Annotated in this window: 16 protein-coding genes and 1 tRNA gene; 10 read left to right on the top strand and 7 right to left on the bottom strand. The window is 65.4% G+C overall.

Annotation, left to right across the window (positions count from 1 at the left end; translation table 11 throughout):
- Entirely contained in the window at nucleotides 1–468 is a 468-nt protein-coding gene (locus Q8J98_RS06580) for an MmcB family DNA repair protein (protein WP_305293663.1), read from the top strand.
- On the opposite strand, the gene Q8J98_RS06575 is transcribed toward Q8J98_RS06580, so the two are convergent.
- Nucleotides 437–655, bottom strand: coding sequence for a DUF6324 family protein (locus Q8J98_RS06575; RefSeq protein WP_305185444.1), 219 nt, complete (start codon nucleotides 653–655; stop codon nucleotides 437–439). The genes Q8J98_RS06580 and Q8J98_RS06575 overlap by 32 nt on opposite strands.
- A gap of 121 nt (nucleotides 656–776) precedes the next feature.
- Between Q8J98_RS06575 and Q8J98_RS06570 the strand changes: the two genes are divergently transcribed.
- The 3 genes from Q8J98_RS06570 to Q8J98_RS06560 all read left to right on the top strand — a co-directional run bounded on the left by Q8J98_RS06570 (nucleotide 777) and on the right by Q8J98_RS06560 (nucleotide 2,256).
- Nucleotides 777–1,262: a GNAT family N-acetyltransferase gene (locus Q8J98_RS06570; protein ID WP_305293662.1), complete on the top strand. Its 486-nt coding sequence runs from the start codon at nucleotides 777–779 to the stop codon at nucleotides 1,260–1,262.
- 59 nt (nucleotides 1,263–1,321) lie between these two features.
- Nucleotides 1,322–1,398 (top strand) — tRNA-His (locus tag Q8J98_RS06565).
- Between the two features lie 30 nt (nucleotides 1,399–1,428).
- A complete protein-coding gene (locus tag Q8J98_RS06560) occupies nucleotides 1,429–2,256 on the top strand; it encodes a sulfotransferase (protein WP_305293661.1) in 828 nt (275 codons plus the stop codon).
- Here the strand turns inward: Q8J98_RS06560 and Q8J98_RS06555 are convergent.
- The 3 genes from Q8J98_RS06555 to puuE form a co-directional block, all read right to left on the bottom strand.
- Nucleotides 2,253–2,741: an ureidoglycolate lyase gene (locus Q8J98_RS06555; RefSeq protein WP_305293660.1), complete on the bottom strand. Its 489-nt coding sequence runs from the start codon at nucleotides 2,739–2,741 to the stop codon at nucleotides 2,253–2,255. The genes Q8J98_RS06560 and Q8J98_RS06555 overlap by 4 nt on opposite strands.
- A 70-nt stretch (nucleotides 2,742–2,811) precedes the next feature.
- Nucleotides 2,812–3,651 (bottom strand): bifunctional allantoicase/(S)-ureidoglycine aminohydrolase, encoded by an 840-nt coding sequence (locus tag Q8J98_RS06550; RefSeq protein WP_305293659.1) that lies wholly within the window; start codon nucleotides 3,649–3,651, stop codon nucleotides 2,812–2,814.
- On the bottom strand, nucleotides 3,648–5,063 hold the full coding sequence (puuE, locus tag Q8J98_RS06545) for an allantoinase PuuE (RefSeq protein ID WP_305293658.1): 1,416 nt from the start codon (nucleotides 5,061–5,063) through the stop codon (nucleotides 3,648–3,650). The genes Q8J98_RS06550 and puuE overlap by 4 nt, the downstream gene beginning before the upstream one ends.
- A 128-nt stretch (nucleotides 5,064–5,191) precedes the next feature.
- Here puuE and uraH point away from each other — a divergent pair, with 128 nt between their 5' ends.
- Complete coding sequence (gene uraH / locus Q8J98_RS06540) at nucleotides 5,192–5,539, top strand: hydroxyisourate hydrolase (protein ID WP_305185438.1); 348 nt, start codon at nucleotides 5,192–5,194, stop codon at nucleotides 5,537–5,539.
- 77 nt (nucleotides 5,540–5,616) lie between these two features.
- Entirely contained in the window at nucleotides 5,617–6,858 is a 1,242-nt protein-coding gene (locus tag Q8J98_RS06535; protein WP_305185437.1) for a urate hydroxylase PuuD, read from the top strand.
- Between the two features lie 95 nt (nucleotides 6,859–6,953).
- On the opposite strand, the gene Q8J98_RS06530 is transcribed toward Q8J98_RS06535, so the two are convergent.
- Together Q8J98_RS06530 and Q8J98_RS06525 are read right to left on the bottom strand one after the other, a co-directional pair.
- Nucleotides 6,954–9,629, bottom strand: a complete 2,676-nt coding sequence (locus tag Q8J98_RS06530) for a methyl-accepting chemotaxis protein (RefSeq protein ID WP_305293657.1) — start codon at nucleotides 9,627–9,629, stop codon at nucleotides 6,954–6,956.
- Between the two features lie 23 nt (nucleotides 9,630–9,652).
- A complete protein-coding gene (locus tag Q8J98_RS06525) occupies nucleotides 9,653–10,219 on the bottom strand; it encodes a hypothetical protein (protein WP_305293656.1) in 567 nt (188 codons plus the stop codon).
- A gap of 213 nt (nucleotides 10,220–10,432) precedes the next feature.
- On the opposite strand from Q8J98_RS06525, the gene Q8J98_RS06520 reads away from it, so the two are divergent.
- From Q8J98_RS06520 to Q8J98_RS06505, 4 genes are all read left to right on the top strand, one after another.
- Nucleotides 10,433–11,065, top strand: a complete 633-nt coding sequence (locus Q8J98_RS06520) for an ATP-dependent Clp protease proteolytic subunit (RefSeq protein ID WP_305185434.1) — start codon at nucleotides 10,433–10,435, stop codon at nucleotides 11,063–11,065.
- A 144-nt stretch (nucleotides 11,066–11,209) separates the two neighbouring features.
- A complete protein-coding gene (gene clpX / locus Q8J98_RS06515; protein WP_305293655.1) occupies nucleotides 11,210–12,472 on the top strand; it encodes an ATP-dependent Clp protease ATP-binding subunit ClpX in 1,263 nt (420 codons plus the stop codon).
- 173 nt (nucleotides 12,473–12,645) lie between these two features.
- A complete protein-coding gene (locus Q8J98_RS06510) occupies nucleotides 12,646–14,382 on the top strand; it encodes a type I secretion system permease/ATPase (RefSeq protein WP_305293654.1) in 1,737 nt (578 codons plus the stop codon).
- Nucleotides 14,379–15,689: an HlyD family type I secretion periplasmic adaptor subunit gene (locus Q8J98_RS06505; RefSeq protein ID WP_305293653.1), complete on the top strand. Its 1,311-nt coding sequence runs from the start codon at nucleotides 14,379–14,381 to the stop codon at nucleotides 15,687–15,689. The genes Q8J98_RS06510 and Q8J98_RS06505 overlap by 4 nt, the downstream gene beginning before the upstream one ends.
- Before the next feature lie 133 nt (nucleotides 15,690–15,822).
- Here the strand turns inward: Q8J98_RS06505 and Q8J98_RS06500 are convergent.
- The coding region (locus tag Q8J98_RS06500; RefSeq protein WP_305293652.1) for a hypothetical protein at nucleotides 15,823–16,020 on the bottom strand (198 nt) is incomplete at its 5' end.

Raw genomic sequence — 16,020 nt, 5'->3', positions numbered from 1 at the left:
ATGACGCTTGCACCCGTGCCCCTGATGCCCGGCCAGTTGCTCGCGCGCGGGGTAGCGCGTGCGCTTCTGGGGTTTGATTTTGTCAGCCTGCCCGAGTTCGTGCCCGCGCCGGGGTTGCGGGTTGACCTGATGTGCCTTGGTCCCAAGGGCGAGGTCTGGGTGGTCGAATGCAAATCGAGCCGTGCCGATTTCATGGCCGACAGCAAGTGGCAGGGTTACCTCGAATGGTGCGACCGTTTCTTCTGGGCGGTGGATGGCGCGTTTCCGACCGAACTTTTGCCCGACGGCACCGGGCTGATCCTTGCCGACGGATACGGGGCCGAGATTGTGCGGATCGGGCCCGAGGCAGCGCTGCCTGCGGCGCGGCGCAAGGCGATGTTGCGCGCCTTCGCGCGGGGTGCTGGGCTGCGGTTGCAGGCGCTGCGCGACCCCGGCGTTATTTCGCTGGTTTCTTCGGCTTTGCCTTAGGTTCGGCGACCGCACGCGCCGCCTCGGCGGCGGCCCGCAATTCGTCGGCGATTTCCTCGGCCTCTTCCGGTTCAAAATCGAGCGGAAGCTCGATACCATCGGCCTCAAGATAGATCCGCACCATACCGAGCGAGGTGGGCCCGATCTGCAGGTTCGCCGCGATGTCGCTTTGCTTGTCGATGCTCATGGTCCGCCTCCGCAGCTGCCGCGCGGTTTTGGCTAGCGCGAAAGCGGCGGCGCTGGCAATACCGAAACGCTTGACGCTGGCGGGCTGGCAGCTTCCAATCGGGTTCATTGAGGGGGGGCAAATGGCGGCCGGGATTGAGTTGCGAGACCTTGCGCCGGGTGACGCGGGCTGGGTCATCAGCCGTCACGGCGCGCTTTATGCCGACGAGGCCGGGTTTGATTCGAGCTTCGAGGCGTTGGTGGCCGAAATTGTCGCGGATTTTCTGCGCAATCGCGACCCCGCGCGCGAACGGGGCTGGATTGCGTGGTCAGGGGGGCAGCGCGTCGGCTGCATCTTTTGCGTGCGGCTAAGCGACGAGGTAGCGAAGCTGCGGCTGTTCCTGCTCGAGCCCGAAATGCGCGGGCGGGGGCTCGGGCGTCTTTTGTTGACCAGCTGCCGAGAATTCGCCCGCGCCAAAGGCTACCGCCTCCTGACGCTCTGGACCCACGAAAGCCATCGCGCGGCTTGCGCGCTTTATGCCGCATCCGGGTTTACCCTGATCGGCGCGAAACCGGTTCACAACTACGGGCAGGAACTGGTCGAGCAGGAATGGCAGATCGAGCTTTAGGGCCGGTGCCAATCCTTCGCTTGCAATCGCCTGCGCTGGCAGCTAAATCGGCGCCGAGTGCCGCCTTAGCTCAGTTGGTTAGAGCACCAGATTGTGGATCTGGGGGTCCCCCGTTCGAGCCGGGGAGGCGGTACCACCCTTGGCCGAGGTGCCCCGAGGAGCCGGAATGCGCAAGCCCGATATTCTCTGCATCGGGGCTCAGAAGGCCGGAACTACATGGTTTCATGTCAATTTTGGTGCGCGCGCCGACGTATTCGTGCCGCCGTTCAAGGAACTCCATTATTTTGATTACCATTTTGCGCCGGACAGCGCCAAATGGGCACCCCAGCACATCCGCAGAGGTGTCAAGGAGGCGATCCGCAAGCATGTGGTGGGCAACGCCGATATCGACCTTGATTTCATTGCCTATCTGATCCGGGTGCAGGGTCCGCATATATTCACCCGCAAATGGTACGGCGAGATATTCGAGCGCGCGGGCGAAGGCCAGAGGGTGCTGGACGTGACCCCGGAGTATTTCTGCATTTCCGAGGAAGGTGTTGAATTCGTGCGAAAGTTTCTACCTTCGACGCAGTTTCTGTGCTTCTTGCGCGACCCGGTAGCGCGGGCGATTTCGCAGATCCGGATGAACCTCAAGCGCAAGGCGAAGCTGCCCGAAACCCGCGCCGCATGGCTTCTGGCGGCGAAACAGCCGGTAATCGGGGTGCGCGGCGACTACGCGACCTATGTGCCGCGCTGGCGCGACACGTTTGACGAGGACCGGCTGCTGTTCTTGCCTTTCGGCATGATCGCCGCGGCACCGGATGCATTTCTGGCGCGGATCGAGGCGTTTCTGGGAATGGCCCCCGCTGCCTACCCGAACGCCGGCAAGAAGGTGCATTGGGCGGCGGATATCGAGATACCGGGCTATGTGCGCGAGTATCTCGCCGAGGCGACGCGACGGCAGCGAGAGTTCCTGCTGGCCGAGTTCGGCCCGACCTTTGCCGCGCAGCTTTAGCCTGCAAACACGGTGAACGCCTCGACGAGCGGGTATTCCTCAAGGTTCCCACCCGGGCCGATACGGTCGATCACGGCGAAAAGTCCGGGTGCGGCGAGCGGGGTCAGCACCCCGTGCCAAGTGCCGCGCAGAAGATTGATGCCTTGCCCCGACCGGGTGAGAAAGGCCCGCGGGAAAGCTGGCCTGCCGCCGACGTCGGGCGCGACGATCACCAGAAACGGGTTTTCGGTCATCGGGATGAAGGTCTGGCTGCCCAACGGGTGGCGCTCGAGCAGATCGAGGCGGTAGGGCAGGGCGCGCGGGACTGCGCTGAAGATCGAAACCCCGGCCCGCCCGTCGGGGCCGAAATCGAGCCTCGCCCGGCCGTGGTAGCGGGCGCAAAGGCCCGCGTTGATGTGAAGGTCGGGGGCACCCGCGGCCTCAAGCACATCACCAAATGCGGCGAAGGCGGCGGCTTCGAGCGGTTCGGTGCGAATTCTCTGCATGGTTCCTCTTGCCAAGGCCGGGGGTTTTCCACCCCCGGACCCCCGGAGGATATTTGGACTGAAGCAGCGCTCAGGGCGCGCCAAAGGCACCGAGGCCGCGCAGGCGGGCGTGGCGGTTTACATCCTTGTAAAGCAGGTAGCGGAATGGGCCGGGGCCGCCCGCGTAACAGGCCTGCGGGCAAAAAGCGCGCAACCAAAGGTAATCTCCCGCCTCGACCTCGACCCAATCCTGGTTGAGCCGGTAGACCGCCTTGCCTTCGAGCACATAGATGCCGTGTTCCATCACATGGGTTTCCTCGAACGGAATGGTGCCGCCGGGCTGGAAGGTGACGATATTCACATGCATGTCATGGGCGAGATCATCGGGGTCGACGAAGCGCGTCGTGGCCCAGCGGCCAGCGGTTCCGGGCATTGGATCGGGGGCAATCTCGGCCTCGTCGGTGACGAAGGCGGCGGGCGGCGCGAGGCCCGGCGCGGGTTCGTAAAGCTTGCGCAGCCAGTGAAAGCGGGCGGGCAGCGCCGATCCGTTGTGTACCTGCCAGAGGCTTTCGGCCGGCAGGTAGGCATAGCCGCCGGGGGCAAGTTCGTGTTCCTGGCCATCGATCGACAGCCATATCTGGCCTTCGGTGACGAACACCACCGATTCGGCTCCGGGGTCTGGTTCCGGTGTGTCGGAGCCACCGCCGGGCGCGACCTCCATCAGGTAATGGCTGAAGGTTTCGCTGAAACCGCTCAGCGGCCGCGCGATCAGCCAGAGCCGCGTGCCCACCCAGTCAGGCAGGCGACTGGTGACGATGTCGGAAAACACCCCGCGCGGGATCACCGCGTAGCTTTGGGTAAAGACGGCGCGGCCGGTCATCAGCGCGGTTTGTGGCGGCAGGCCGCCCTGGGGGCTGTGGTAACGGGTCATGGCAACATGTCCTTGAGGCGGAGGAGCGCGATGTGTTCGACTTCGCGGCAGGCGGTGTCGAACTCGGTGGCACTGTCTGCGGCGAGACGCGATTCGAAGGCGGCGAGAATTGCTGCCTTGGAATGCGCGCGCACCGCGATGATGAAGGGAAAGCCGTGGCGGGCGGTATAGGCAGCGTTGAGGGTGGTAAACCGGCGGCGTTCGGCTTCGGTCAGCGCATCGAGGCCGGCCGAGGCCTGTTCGGAACTTGAGGCCTCGGTCAGGTTCCGGGCGGCGGCGAGCTTTCCCGCAAGGTCGGGGTGCGCCTTGAGCACCCCGAGCCGCGCATCGCGGCTTGCGGCGCGGAAGGCGCGGGCAAGCGCGTTGTGCATGCCGACGGCGCTGTCATGCGCCGGCCCAAGCTCCAGCGCGAAGGCACGTTCGGCGACCCAGGGCGAATGCTCGAACACGCCGCCGAAGCGGGCGATGAAATCTTCGCGGGAAAGTGCCGAGGGGCGCAGGCGCGGCTGGTGCGGGTGCTCTGCTGCCCAATGCGCCGCGATCTGGCCACGGGTGGCAAACCAGACGCCTTCATGGCCGCTTGCGTAGTCGAGAAACCGCCGCAGCCCCTGCACCCGACCGGGGTGGCCGACCAGGCGGCAGTGAAGCCCGACCGACATCATCTTTGCGGCCCCCTCGGTGCCTTCGGCATAGAGCGCATCGAAGCTGTCGCGCAGGTAGCGAAAGAAATCGTCGCCGGTATTGAACCCCTGCGGCGTGGCAAAGCGCATGTCGTTGGCGTCGAGCGTGTAGGGAATGACCAGTTGCGCGCGGTCGGACAGGTCGAGCCAATAGGGCAGGTCGTCACTGTAACTGTCGGAAATCCAGTCGAAACCGCCCTCTTCGGCGGTCAGGCGCAGGGTATTGATCGAGCATCGCCCGGTATACCAGCCGCGCGGGCGCGTGCCGGTGACCTCCCGGTGAAGCCGGATAGCCGCGGCAATCGCCGCGCGCTCCTCGGCCTCGGGCATGTCCTTGTGCTCGATCCATTTCAGCCCGTGGCTGGCAATCTCCCAGTGCGCGGCCTGCATGGCGGCCAGTTGTTCAGGGCTGCGGGCAAGTGCGGTGGCAACGCCAAAAACGGTAACGGGCAGGCGCAGGCGGCTGAAAAGCCGGTGCAGCCGCCAGAACCCGGCACGGGCCCCGTAATCGTAGAGGCTTTCCATGTTCCAGTGCCGCTGCCCCGGCCAGGGCTGGGCCCCGACGATCTCGGAAAGGAACGCTTCCGAGGCGGCATCGCCGTGAAGCAGGCAGTTTTCGCCGCCTTCCTCGTAGTTCAGCACCAGCGAAATGGCGATGCGCGCGCCGCCCGGCCAGCGCGCATCGGGGGGCGTGGCACCGTGGCCGCGCAGGTCTCGGGGGTAACGGGACATCGGGGCCTCATCGCTGTTCTTGCGCAGTATCACGACATCGGCGCGCGCGATGCAAGCACGGCGCGGGGCGCGGTTGCCTTGCGGACCTCTTTGCGGGCATAGTCGCGGCGGCTGTTTGGGGTGGGGCGATGACCGGCTATCTGACAACGCATGTGCTCGATACGGCGCGGGGCTGCCCGGCGGTCGGTCTGCGCATTGCGCTTTACCGACTTACCGGCGAGACGCGCAGCCTGCTGGCCGAGGCGGTGACCAATGCCGACGGGCGCACCGATGCGCCGATCTTGCCGGCTGATCGCTTTCGGCCGGGGGTCTACGAGCTGGTTTTTCACGCCGGCGCGTATCTGGGCCAAGGCACGGCCGGGCCCGGCTTTCTTGACCTGATCCCGATCCGGTTCGGGCTTTCGGATGCGGGCGCGCATTACCATGTGCCGCTCTTGCTCTCGCCTTTCGGCTACTCGACCTATCGCGGCAGTTAGGCCGCCGCCGCGCGCAAGGCTTGACAAGCGCGCCCCGCCCGCGCTGCCATGCCGCAACGGGGGCGGGGGGGCGAGCGATGCTGGATTGGACCTTTGTGCTGGAATGGGGCGGTTTTGCGCTGCGCTGGCTGCATGTTGTCACCGCGATCGCCTGGATCGGGTCGTCTTTCTACTTCATCGCGCTTGATCTTGGCCTGCACCCTGAAGCTGTCGCGGCGGCGGGGGTGAAGGGGGCAGCCTGGCAGGTGCATGGCGGCGGCTTTTACCATATCCGCAAGTATCTGGTGGCCCCGGCCGAGCTTCCCGCCCAGTTGACCTGGTTCAAATGGGAAAGCTATGCGACCTGGCTCAGTGGTTTTGCGATGCTGGTGCTGGTCTATTACCTTGGTGCGGAATTCTATCTGATCGACCCCGCAATAGCCGATCTGACGGTCTGGCAGGCGGTGGCGATCTCTCTGGGTTCGCTCGGCTTTGGTTGGCTCGCCTATGATGCGATCTGCCGCTCGGCCTTCGGGCGCGACAATACCCGGCTGATGCTCGGGCTCTATGTCATTCTGGTGGGCGTGGCATGGGGCTATACGCAGGTTTTCACCGGGCGCGCGGCGCTTTTGCACCTTGGCGCGTTCACCGCCACGATCATGTCGGCGAATGTGTTTCTGGTCATCATTCCAAACCAGAGGGTTGTGGTCGCAGATCTGATCGCCGGGCGGGTTCCGGACCCGAAATATGGGATCATTGCCAAGCAACGGAGCACGCACAACAATTACCTGACACTTCCGGTGGTGTTTCTGATGCTGTCGAACCACTATCCGCTGGCGTTTGCCAGCGACTGGAACTGGCTTGTCGCGAGTCTGGTGTTCCTCATGGGTGTGACGATCCGGCACTGGTTCAATCGTCGCCATGCGCATTTGCCCGCGCCATGGTGGACCTGGGCGGCGACGCTGGCGCTTGGTGCGCTGATGGTCTGGCTGTCGCTGCCGGACGGGCGGGGCGAGGAATTGCAGGAAGGGGCCGCGCTGCCACCGGCGGCGGCGCGGTTCGCGGCGGCTGAGGGTTTTGACGAGGTTGCCGGTATCGTGCTCGGGCGGTGCTCGATGTGCCATGCCAGCGAACCCGGCTACCCTGGTATCGGCCGGGCACCAAAGGCGGTGGCGCTTGAAACCCCGGAACAAGTGGCGCGGCAGGCGCAGCGCATCTATGTGCAGGCGGGCATTACCGATGCGATGCCGCCTGCCAATCTGAGCTTCATGGAACCGGCGGAGCGTGCCGCGATCATCGCCTGGTACCGCAGCGCGCTGCGCGGGCCAGCGCCGGGCTGATCGCCGCGATCCTGCCAGAACAGGCACTGAACGGAGGTCGCCTGCGCGGTTTTGCCAGGATGCAAGCGTTGCGGTCGTGGGCTTCGGGCCGCGGCTCAAAAATCTTCCCAGTCCGCTTCGTCGGGCAGTTGCGCCGCGGTTGCGGTCTGCGCGCCCTGCCGCCCGGCACCAAACCCGCGCGAAGCAGACAGGGCGGATCGTGCGGGCGCTGCGGGCAGGGGCTGGTGCGACCGCGGCGGCGGTGCCGCGCCCCCCGCCGTGGTAGCGGCGGCGGGCGCAGAATGCGCCTCGGTCCCGGGTCCCGAGCGGCGCAGGGACGAAGTGACTGCTGCTGGCGCTGCCGTTTCCGAACCGATGCGGAATTTCGCGGTGGTTTCGGCGAGCGTTTCGGCACCGCGCGTCAGCGAATGGCTGGCGGCGGTGGTCTGTTCGAACATGGCGGCGTTTTGTTGGGTGACCTGATCGAGCTGGTTCACGGCCGTGTTGATTTCGGCGAGCCCGGTGGACTGTTCGCGGGCCGAGGCGGCGATTTCGGAAACGGCACCGTAGATTTCGCGCACCGAACTTTCGATGCCACCGAGCGCCTCGCCTGCCTGGCCGACAAGCCCGACGCCGCGCTTGACCTGGCCTGAAGACGCGGCGATCAGGCTGGCAATTTCCCGCGCGGCCTCTGACGATCGCTGCGCCAGCGCCCGCACCTCGGAGGCGACCACGGCAAAGCCGCGCCCCGCCTCGCCCGCCCGCGCCGCCTCGACCCCGGCGTTGAGCGCCAACAGGTTGGTCTGAAAGGCGATTTCGTCGATGACCGAGGTGATCTTGGAGATCTTGCCAGAGCTTTCGGCAATTTCGCCCATCGCCAGAATCGCTTCGCGCACAACCTGGCCCGAAGTTTCGGCGTTTGATTTGGCGCTTGCCACCATCTGGTTGGCATGCGCGGCCATTTCTGCGGCGGATTTGACCGAGGCGGTCAGTTGGTCCAGTGCCGCAGCGGTTTCTTCAAGCGCACCGGCCTGCTGTTCGGTGCGACGCGAGAGATCGTCGGCGGCCGTCGAAATCTCGGCCGCATCGCTGCCGATCGCGGCAGCGCTTTCAACGACGCCGCGCATTGCCAGCCGCATGTTCTTTAGCGCCGAATTGAAATCGCTGCGAAGTTGCCCGTATGCGGGCGTGAAGATGGTGGTGATTTCGGCGGTCAGATCGCCCTCGGAAAGCCGCGAAAGCGCGCCACGGAGCGCCTCGACGACAGCCTGCTGGGCGGCTTCGGCCCGGCTGCGCGCTGTCTCGTTTGCCGCCAGCGCAGCCTCGGACGCGGTCACATCGGTGCCCAGAAGCACATAGGCTTGCGGCTGGCATTGCGCATCCAGCACCGGGCTGATGGCCCCGAGCAGGATCGCGGGCGCGCTGCCGCCGCGCTCCAGTTCGAAAGCGCCGCTGAGCGGGTGGCCCAGGGCAAGTTCGGAAAACAGCGCGGCACCGGCGGCACCATCGCGCATCGCCAGGGAATCGCCGAGTGTGCGGCCAAGGACATTGGCGGCCTCTGCACCAAAAAGCTCAAGAAATCGGGCATTTGCAGCGGCAAGCCTGCCGTCGGTTGCAAATTCGGCGCGGGCCTGCGAGAGGTCGATTGCGGAAACCACTGCGGCGGCGCGCTTGTCTTCGGTGATATCGCGCCACTCGGCGACATATCCGAGATCGGCTCCGTCCGCATCGCTGACGCGACTGACCGTGATCACCACGGTGCCGGATTCAAAACGGTGCTCGTGCCGCGTCTTTTGCGCCGATTGTGGCGGAGCACCCGCTTCGGGATCGGTGCCGATCAGCTGTTCGGCAGAGGAACCGACGAGGTCTTCGGGGTTGCATCCTGGGTAGGACTTGCGAATTGCCGCGCCGTGGCAGCGCAGCAATGCCTTCATCGCGTCATTGGCGTAGGTGACGATGCGGTTCGAATCGGTCAGCATGACCGCTGTCGAGCCTGCTTCAAGTGCGGCTCCACGCATAAGCGCGGCGCGGTTGGTTTCCTTCGAGGCGGCGAGGGCGGCGCGAAACGCTTCGAGCGACGCGGCAATGGCACCGATTTCGTCGCGCCGCCTGAGGCAGGGGACTCGGGTCTGGTAATCGGCCGCTGCCACCCGCGTCATCGCGGCGTTGATGCGGGTGATCGGGCGCGCGATCACCCGGTAAAAGGCATGCGCGGCGACCAGCAGCGTTGCCAGAAAGATTGCCGCGGTGATCGCCGCGGCGCGCAAGAGACCCGCGTGCAGAAGGGCGAGCGCCGGATCCGCGGTCCAGCTTGTGGCCAGTGCGCCATAGATGATGCCTTCCTCGCCCGCAGTGACGGGGACCGCATAAGTAAAGCCATCCTCTGCGCGGAACGGCCCGCCTGAATAGAGCGCCTCAAGCGCCGTTTCCTGCAACAGATCGATGTTTGCGCCAGCGATTCTTGCGGCCAGTGGCTTGCCTTCGATATCGATCACGACGGCCCCGGTGGCCGTGCCGTTGCCATCAAGGATGATCTGGTCGAGCACGGCGCGCGCCTGTTCAGACTTGGCAAAACGCAGCGGCCCGGCAACCTGCCGCGCGATCATCGGGCTGACCACCTCGGCATGTTCCTGCGCCTCACGCACCGCATTGGCGCGGGCGTCGAGATAGCTGAGCGAGGCCATGACCGCGGTCACGGTGGCGACCGCGAGCGCAACAATCAGCGTGGCCTTGAAGAATATCGAGCGGAAGAACCGCGCCCAGACGATCCGCGGCAAATGCGGGAATTTCATCGGAAAAGTCCTTTTGCGGCAGCTCAGTCGAGCGTTTCGGCGTTGATCGCGACCATCATGGCACCGATAGGTGTGCCGCTGGCGTCGGCGAGGGTGAACGAGATCTGAATGGTGAAAAGCTGGGAAGATTCGTCGAAATCAACCTCGCCTTGGTGCAGGGCACCCGCGCCGAGCGGGTAGGTGGCGGTGAACTTTGCCTCGTCGCCCTGCCAGAAATCCGATGTGGCTTCGGCGGCGGCGACGTTGAGCCCGCGGTTGTCCATCACGATGATCTCGGCAATGGTGCCGCCCGCCTGCTGGACGATGGCGCGCAGCGCCGAGGCCGCGTCATTGGTGAGTATCGGCTTGATCGTCGGCTGAAGCGCTTGCCCGATCTCTGCCCGCCAGGCCGCGTCGAGCGCCAGAATCGCGGCTTCATCAAGGTTCGCATGTGCCGAGTTCGATGCCTGCACGGCGGCGACAAGCACCGGCATGGCCGACCAGAGCGGGATGCGGGTTTCGACATAATCGTGTGCAAGGGTGGCGATGTCGGCGGCATTGGCGGTGGTTGCGGCGAGGGTTAGCAGTAGCGCGACGGCAGTTCGTTTCATGGCGGATCCCTTCGGTGGCACAACGGCAAAGCGGCGCATGCACGCAAGACTAGCCACCAACCCTTGCCGCGGGATTAACCGCCAAGCGGTGGTTTTGCGCAGCCACGCCAGCGCAAAAGCCCGCGCGCCCTTGCAGGCCCCGGCCCGCGACACTAAGACTCCGCTAAGGATCAAAGGCTATTGGACCCGCATCAAGAGAAGGCAGGCAGCGCGATGAGAGACCCGATCGACACCTACATGAATACGCTTGTGCCGATGGTGGTCGAGCAGACTTCTCGCGGCGAACGCGCCTACGATATCTATTCGCGGCTCTTGAAGGAGCGGATCATCTTTCTTGCCGGGCCGGTGCATGACGGCCTCTCGACGCTGATCTGCGCGCAGTTGCTGTTTCTGGAGGCCGAGAATCCCTCGAAGGAAATCTCGATGTATATCAACAGCCCCGGCGGTGTCGTGACCTCGGGACTGTCGATCTATGACACCATGCAATACATCAAGCCCAAGGTTTCGACGCTGGTCATCGGTCAGGCGGCAAGCATGGGCAGCCTGCTTCTGACGGCAGGCGAAAAGGGCATGCGCTTTTCGCTGCCCAACAGCCGGGTGATGGTGCACCAGCCCTCGGGCGGTTATCAGGGCCAGGCCACCGACATCATGATTCATGCGCAGGAGACGCAGAAGCTGAAGGACCGGCTGAACGCGATCTATGTGAAACACACCGGTCAGCCGCTGGAAAAAGTGGTGGCCGCGCTTGAGCGCGACAACTTCATGTCGGCCGAAGACGCGAAAGACTGGGGCCTGATCGACGAGATCCTCGAAAGCCGCGGCAAGGCGGAAACGCCCACGACCTGAGCTTGCCCCGCATCGCGGCGTTTTGACGCAATGCGGGGAATTTTGGCGTTGTGATGAATGAGGGGCTGCCCTAGTCTGGCGCTAAAGGGCAGTCCGTGAAAGGCCCCGGACGCGCAAGCGCCGGGCAAGCCGCAGAGGGAAATGATGGCGACGAATTCAGGCTCGGACAGCAAGAACACTCTTTATTGCTCGTTTTGCGGCAAGAGCCAGCACGAGGTGCGCAAGCTGATAGCCGGCCCAACCGTGTTCATCTGCGACGAATGCGTCGAATTGTGCATGGATATCATCCGCGAAGAGACCAAGACTTCGGGGCTCAAGACCACCGGCGGGGTGCCCGCACCGCGCGAAATCTGCAAGGTTCTCGATGATTATGTGATCGGGCAGGATCATGCCAAGCGCGTGCTCTCGGTTGCCGTGCACAACCATTACAAGCGGCTCAACCACGGTTCCAAGTCCGATGTCGAACTGGCCAAGTCGAACATCCTGCTGATCGGCCCGACCGGCTGCGGCAAGACCCTGCTGGCGCAAACTCTGGCGCGGATTCTGGATGTGCCGTTCACCATGGCGGATGCAACGACGCTGACCGAAGCGGGCTATGTGGGCGAGGATGTCGAAAACATCATCCTCAAGCTGTTGCAGGCATCCGAATACAACGTCGAACGGGCGCAGCGCGGCATTGTCTACATCGACGAAGTGGACAAGATCACCCGCAAGTCCGACAACCCCTCGATCACCCGCGATGTCTCGGGCGAGGGGGTGCAGCAGGCGCTTTTGAAGATCATGGAGGGCACTGTTGCCTCGGTGCCGCCGCAGGGCGGGCGCAAGCACCCGCAGCAAGAGTTCCTGCAGGTCGATACCACCAACATTCTTTTTGTCTGTGGTGGAGCGTTTTCTGGCCTCGAACGGATCATTGCGCAGCGCAACAAGGGCAGCGCAATGGGCTTCGGGGCCGAGGTGAAAGACCCCGATGCGCGCGGCGTCGGCGAGCTTTTTGGCGAGTTGGAGCCGGAAGACCTGCTGAAATACGGGCTGATCCCCGAATTTGTCGGCCGCCTGCCGGTGATCGCCACGCTGACCGACCTTGACGAGGCGGCGCTGGTAACGATCCTGACCGAGCCGAAGAATGCGCTGGTCAAGCAGTATCAGCGCCTGTTCGAGATGGAGGATGTGAAGCTCAGCTTCACCGATGACGCGCTCAAGGCAATCGCCCACCGTGCCATCAGGCGCAAGACCGGGGCGCGCGGGCTGCGTTCGATCCTCGAGGATCTGTTGCTTGACACCATGTTCGAACTGCCGGGCCTGAGCACGGTTTCCGAAGTGGTCGTCAACGAAGAATCGGTGACCAACCCGGCCACCAAGCCCCTGCTCATTCATGCCGAAGCCAAAAAGGGTGCCACGGCGCGCTGAGCCGCGCGCGTTTGGCTAAATCCCAGGCGCTTGGCGGCGCAGCGCCCTGGCAATTGCGCCATGGAGGCGCGCCTTCGCGAGCGCGGTAAGCTCGCCTTCACCCAATTGTGGCAAAGCCTCTGGCAGGGGTCCGCAATGTGCGCGGGCCGGATTGCGACAGAAGGTTGGGACCGATGATCATTGCTGCGCGCGACCCTGGGCTGGCGGAATTGCGCGCGGCGCGGGGGGCTTCGGCGGGGGCGCTCGCGGCAGTGCTCATGTTCAGCGTGTTCGTGAACCTCCTGATGCTGACCGGGCCGCTTTACATGTTGCAGATTTATGACCGGGTGCTTGGCAGCCAGTCAGAGGAGACACTGGTGGCGCTGACCGGGTTGGTGGCATTCCTCTTCCTCTGCATGGGTCTGCTCGACCACGTCCGGTGCCGGGTGATGGCGCGGGTCGGGGCGCGGTTTCAGGATCGGCTCCATGGCCGGGTGTTTCGGGCCTCGGTGCGGCGGCTGGCGCTTTACCCCGGTGATGCGGTGGCCGCTGCGGGGCAGCGCGATCTGGAGGCGGTGCAACGGTTTCTCGCCTCGCCGGTGCAGATGGCACTTGCCGATCTGCCGTGGACGGCGCTGTTCATTGCGGCGATCTTCGTGTTTCACCCCTTGCTGGGCTGGCTGGCGGTCGGTGGCGGGGTTTTGCTGATCGGGGTGGCGCTGCTGAACCAGCGGCTGACGCAGGCACCAATGCAGCGCGCCAACGCAGCGGCGCTGGCGGCGGAGCGTTTTGCCGAGAGCCTGAAGTCCGAGTCGGAAGCGGTGCAGGCACTGGGCATGGCGGGTGCCGGGTTCCAGCGCTGGCAAAAGGCACGCAGGGCGGCGCTTGAGCGGTCGATCACTTCGGCCGACCTGATCGGCCTTTTCTCGGCGATCTCCAGGTCGTTCCGCCTGTTTCTGCAATCGGCGATGCTGGGGCTTGGGGCCTGGCTGGTGCTACAGGGCGAGCTGACGGCGGGGGCGATGATCGCCGGCTCGATCCTCTTGGGCCGCGCGCTGCAACCGATCGAGGTGGCGGTGGGGCAATGGGCGGTGGTGCAGCGTGCCGAGGAGGGCTGGGGGCGGCTTGCCACGCTTCTGACACTGCAACCGGAGCGGCCGCAGATGACCGCACTGCCGCGCCCCCGCGCCCTGCTTGATGTGCAGGGGCTGACCGTGGTGCCCCCCGGAGACTCGCGCGCGGTGCTGCGGGTGATCGGCTTCCGGCTTGAACCGGGGCAGGCGCTGGGGGTGATCGGCCCTTCGGGCTCGGGCAAATCGACGCTGGCGCGGGCGCTGATCGGTGCCTGGCCCGTGGCGGGCGGCAAGGTGCGGCTTGATGGCGCGACGCTCGACCAATACGACCCCGACGTGCTCGGCGGCTATGTCGGTTACCTGCCGCAGCGGGTGACGCTGTTTGACGGCACCATCGCCGACAACATCGCGCGGCTGGCCGAGCCGCCCGATGCCGCGCTTGTGGTTTCGGCGGCGCGGCGGGCGGCGGCACACGAGATGATCCTGGCCCTGCCCGATGGCTACGATACCAACCTGCAGGCACTCGGCGGGCGGCTTTCGGGCGGCCAGATCCAGCGCATCGGCCTTGCGCGGGCGCTTTATGGCGCGCCGTTGTTGCTGGTGCTTGATGAGCCGAATTCGAACCTTGATAACGACGGCTCGCAGGCGCTCAATCAGGCGGTCCGGGCGATGAAGGCGGCTGGCGGCGCGATCCTGATCATGGCGCACCGCCCCGCCGCGATACAGGAATGCGACCTTTTGCTGGTGCTTGAAGGCGGCACGCGCCGCGCTTTTGGCCCGCGCGACCAGGTGCTGCGCGAGATGGTGAAGAACCACGCCGAGATAGTCGCCAGCCCCGCACTGGGAGGCGTGCGGTGAACCCGTCATCGGACCCCAGGCCCTGGTCAGCCCGCCGCCATATCATCGTCGGGCTCATGACCCTTGCCGCGCTCGTCGGCGGCTTTGGTGGCTGGGCTGGCTTGACCACTATCGCCGGTGCCGTGGTGGTTTCGGGGCGCATCGAGGTGGAGCAGAACCGCCAGATCGTGCAACATCCCGATGGCGGCGTGGTCGAAAGCATTCATGTGGCCGAGGGCGCCCGGGTTCTGGCGGGCCAGCTGCTGCTGCGCCTCGATGGCGCAACCATCGGCTCGGAACTGGCGATTGTCGAAGGCCAGCTTTACGAGATATTCGCCCGCCGGGGCAGGCTTGAGGCCGAGCGCGATGATGCAGCCGAGATCGGCTTTCCGGCAGAGCTGCTGCACGCCGCCGCCCTGCGCCCCGAGCTGGCCGAACTGACCGAAGGCCAGCGGCGGCTGTTCGCGGCACGGCGCGAAACGCTGGCGCAGCAGATCGGCAAGCTTGCCGAGCAACGCGGCCAGATCCGCAGCCAGATCGCCGGGCTTGAGGCACAAGGCGCGGCGCTGACCACGCAACTGGCGCTGATCGGGCAGGAGCGCGCCAGCCAGCAGGAATTGCTCGACAAGGGTTTGGCGCAAGCAAGCCGGGTGCTGGCGCTTGAGCGTGAGGCGGCGCGTTTGCAGGGTGAGGTCGGCGCGCTCGCCGCCGCGCGCGCGCAATCAGCGGGCCGCATCACCGAGATCGAGATCGAGGCGCTGCGGCTTGCCGCGGCGCGGCGAGAAGAGGCGAATGCCCAGTTGCGCGACATCGGCTACCGCGAGCTGGAGCTTGCCGAGCGTCGCCGCGCGCTGGCCGAGCGGGTCCTGCGGCTCGACATCGTGGCACCGGTTTCGGGCGTGGTGCTCGGGCTGCAGGTCACCACCCCGCGCGCCGTGCTGCGCGCCGCCGACCCGGTGCTTTACCTCATACCGCAGGACCGCCCGCTGGTCATTGCGGTAAACGTCGCCCCGATCCATATCGATCAGGTGCGCGTCGGGCAGGCGGCAACGCTGGTGTTCCCGGCTTTCGCGGCGCGCACCACGCCCAAGCTCGCTGGGCGTGTCACGGTGGTCTCGGCTGATGCGTTCACCGACAGCCGCAGCCAGGCAACCTATTACCGCGCCGAAATTATGCTCGAACCCGGCGCGGTCGAGGCGCTCGAGGGCATGACCCTGTTGCCCGGCATGCCGGTGGAAGCCTTCATCCGCACCGACGCCCGCACCCCGATCGCCTACCTCGTCAAACCCTTCACCGACTACTTCACCCGCGCCTTCAGGGAAAACTGAGCGGGCTTGGTCCTTCGGTGCGGCGTCCGGGCCGCTCGCAAGTGGTTTTCGCCTTGCCACGCCGCCGCCACTCTCGGGCGTCAACCGACGCCATCGTTTTGATTGCCAAAGCCGGGGCCATTCCGGGTGACTGTCAGTCCGGAGGCCTCGGCGCGCGCGCCGACACATGCATGCGGGCGGTTCCGGTTTCGCGAGGCTTGCGCTGGCCGCGCGCGCGGCGGCGGAAGTAATAATGCCCGATCCAGTATGCGGCGACAAAGGCGATGCCGTAGATCGCCACGGCAGCCATCGCCGCAGCAGAATTGTTCCAGAGCCAGACCCCGGTCAGGAT

The organism is Phaeovulum sp., from assembly GCF_030684035.1.
In the GTDB taxonomy this organism is placed as follows: Bacteria; Pseudomonadota; Alphaproteobacteria; order Rhodobacterales; family Rhodobacteraceae; genus UBA6213.
This window is presented reverse-complemented; position numbering and strand designations above follow the sequence as displayed.

Bases quoted from the DNA above. Each gene is read 5' to 3' on its own strand.
- clpX (WP_305293655.1), top strand. From the start codon at position 11,210: ATGGCGACGAATTCAGGCTCGGACAGCAAGAACACTCTTTATTGCTCG.
- uraH (WP_305185438.1), top strand. From the start codon at position 5,192: ATGACCGGCTATCTGACAACGCATGTGCTCGATACGGCGCGGGGCTGC.
- Q8J98_RS06550 (WP_305293659.1), bottom strand. From the start codon at position 3,651: ATGACCCGTTACCACAGCCCCCAGGGCGGCCTGCCGCCACAAACCGCG.
- Q8J98_RS06530 (WP_305293657.1), bottom strand. From the start codon at position 9,629: ATGAAATTCCCGCATTTGCCGCGGATCGTCTGGGCGCGGTTCTTCCGC.
- puuE (WP_305293658.1), bottom strand. From the start codon at position 5,063: ATGTCCCGTTACCCCCGAGACCTGCGCGGCCACGGTGCCACGCCCCCC.
- Q8J98_RS06575 (WP_305185444.1), bottom strand. From the start codon at position 655: ATGAGCATCGACAAGCAAAGCGACATCGCGGCGAACCTGCAGATCGGG.
- Q8J98_RS06560 (WP_305293661.1), top strand. From the start codon at position 1,429: ATGCGCAAGCCCGATATTCTCTGCATCGGGGCTCAGAAGGCCGGAACT.
- Q8J98_RS06555 (WP_305293660.1), bottom strand. From the start codon at position 2,741: ATGCAGAGAATTCGCACCGAACCGCTCGAAGCCGCCGCCTTCGCCGCA.
- Q8J98_RS06535 (WP_305185437.1), top strand. From the start codon at position 5,617: ATGCTGGATTGGACCTTTGTGCTGGAATGGGGCGGTTTTGCGCTGCGC.
- Q8J98_RS06520 (WP_305185434.1), top strand. From the start codon at position 10,433: ATGAGAGACCCGATCGACACCTACATGAATACGCTTGTGCCGATGGTG.
- Q8J98_RS06525 (WP_305293656.1), bottom strand. From the start codon at position 10,219: ATGAAACGAACTGCCGTCGCGCTACTGCTAACCCTCGCCGCAACCACC.
- Q8J98_RS06570 (WP_305293662.1), top strand. From the start codon at position 777: ATGGCGGCCGGGATTGAGTTGCGAGACCTTGCGCCGGGTGACGCGGGC.
- Q8J98_RS06510 (WP_305293654.1), top strand. From the start codon at position 12,646: ATGATCATTGCTGCGCGCGACCCTGGGCTGGCGGAATTGCGCGCGGCG.
- Q8J98_RS06580 (WP_305293663.1), top strand. From the start codon at position 1: ATGACGCTTGCACCCGTGCCCCTGATGCCCGGCCAGTTGCTCGCGCGC.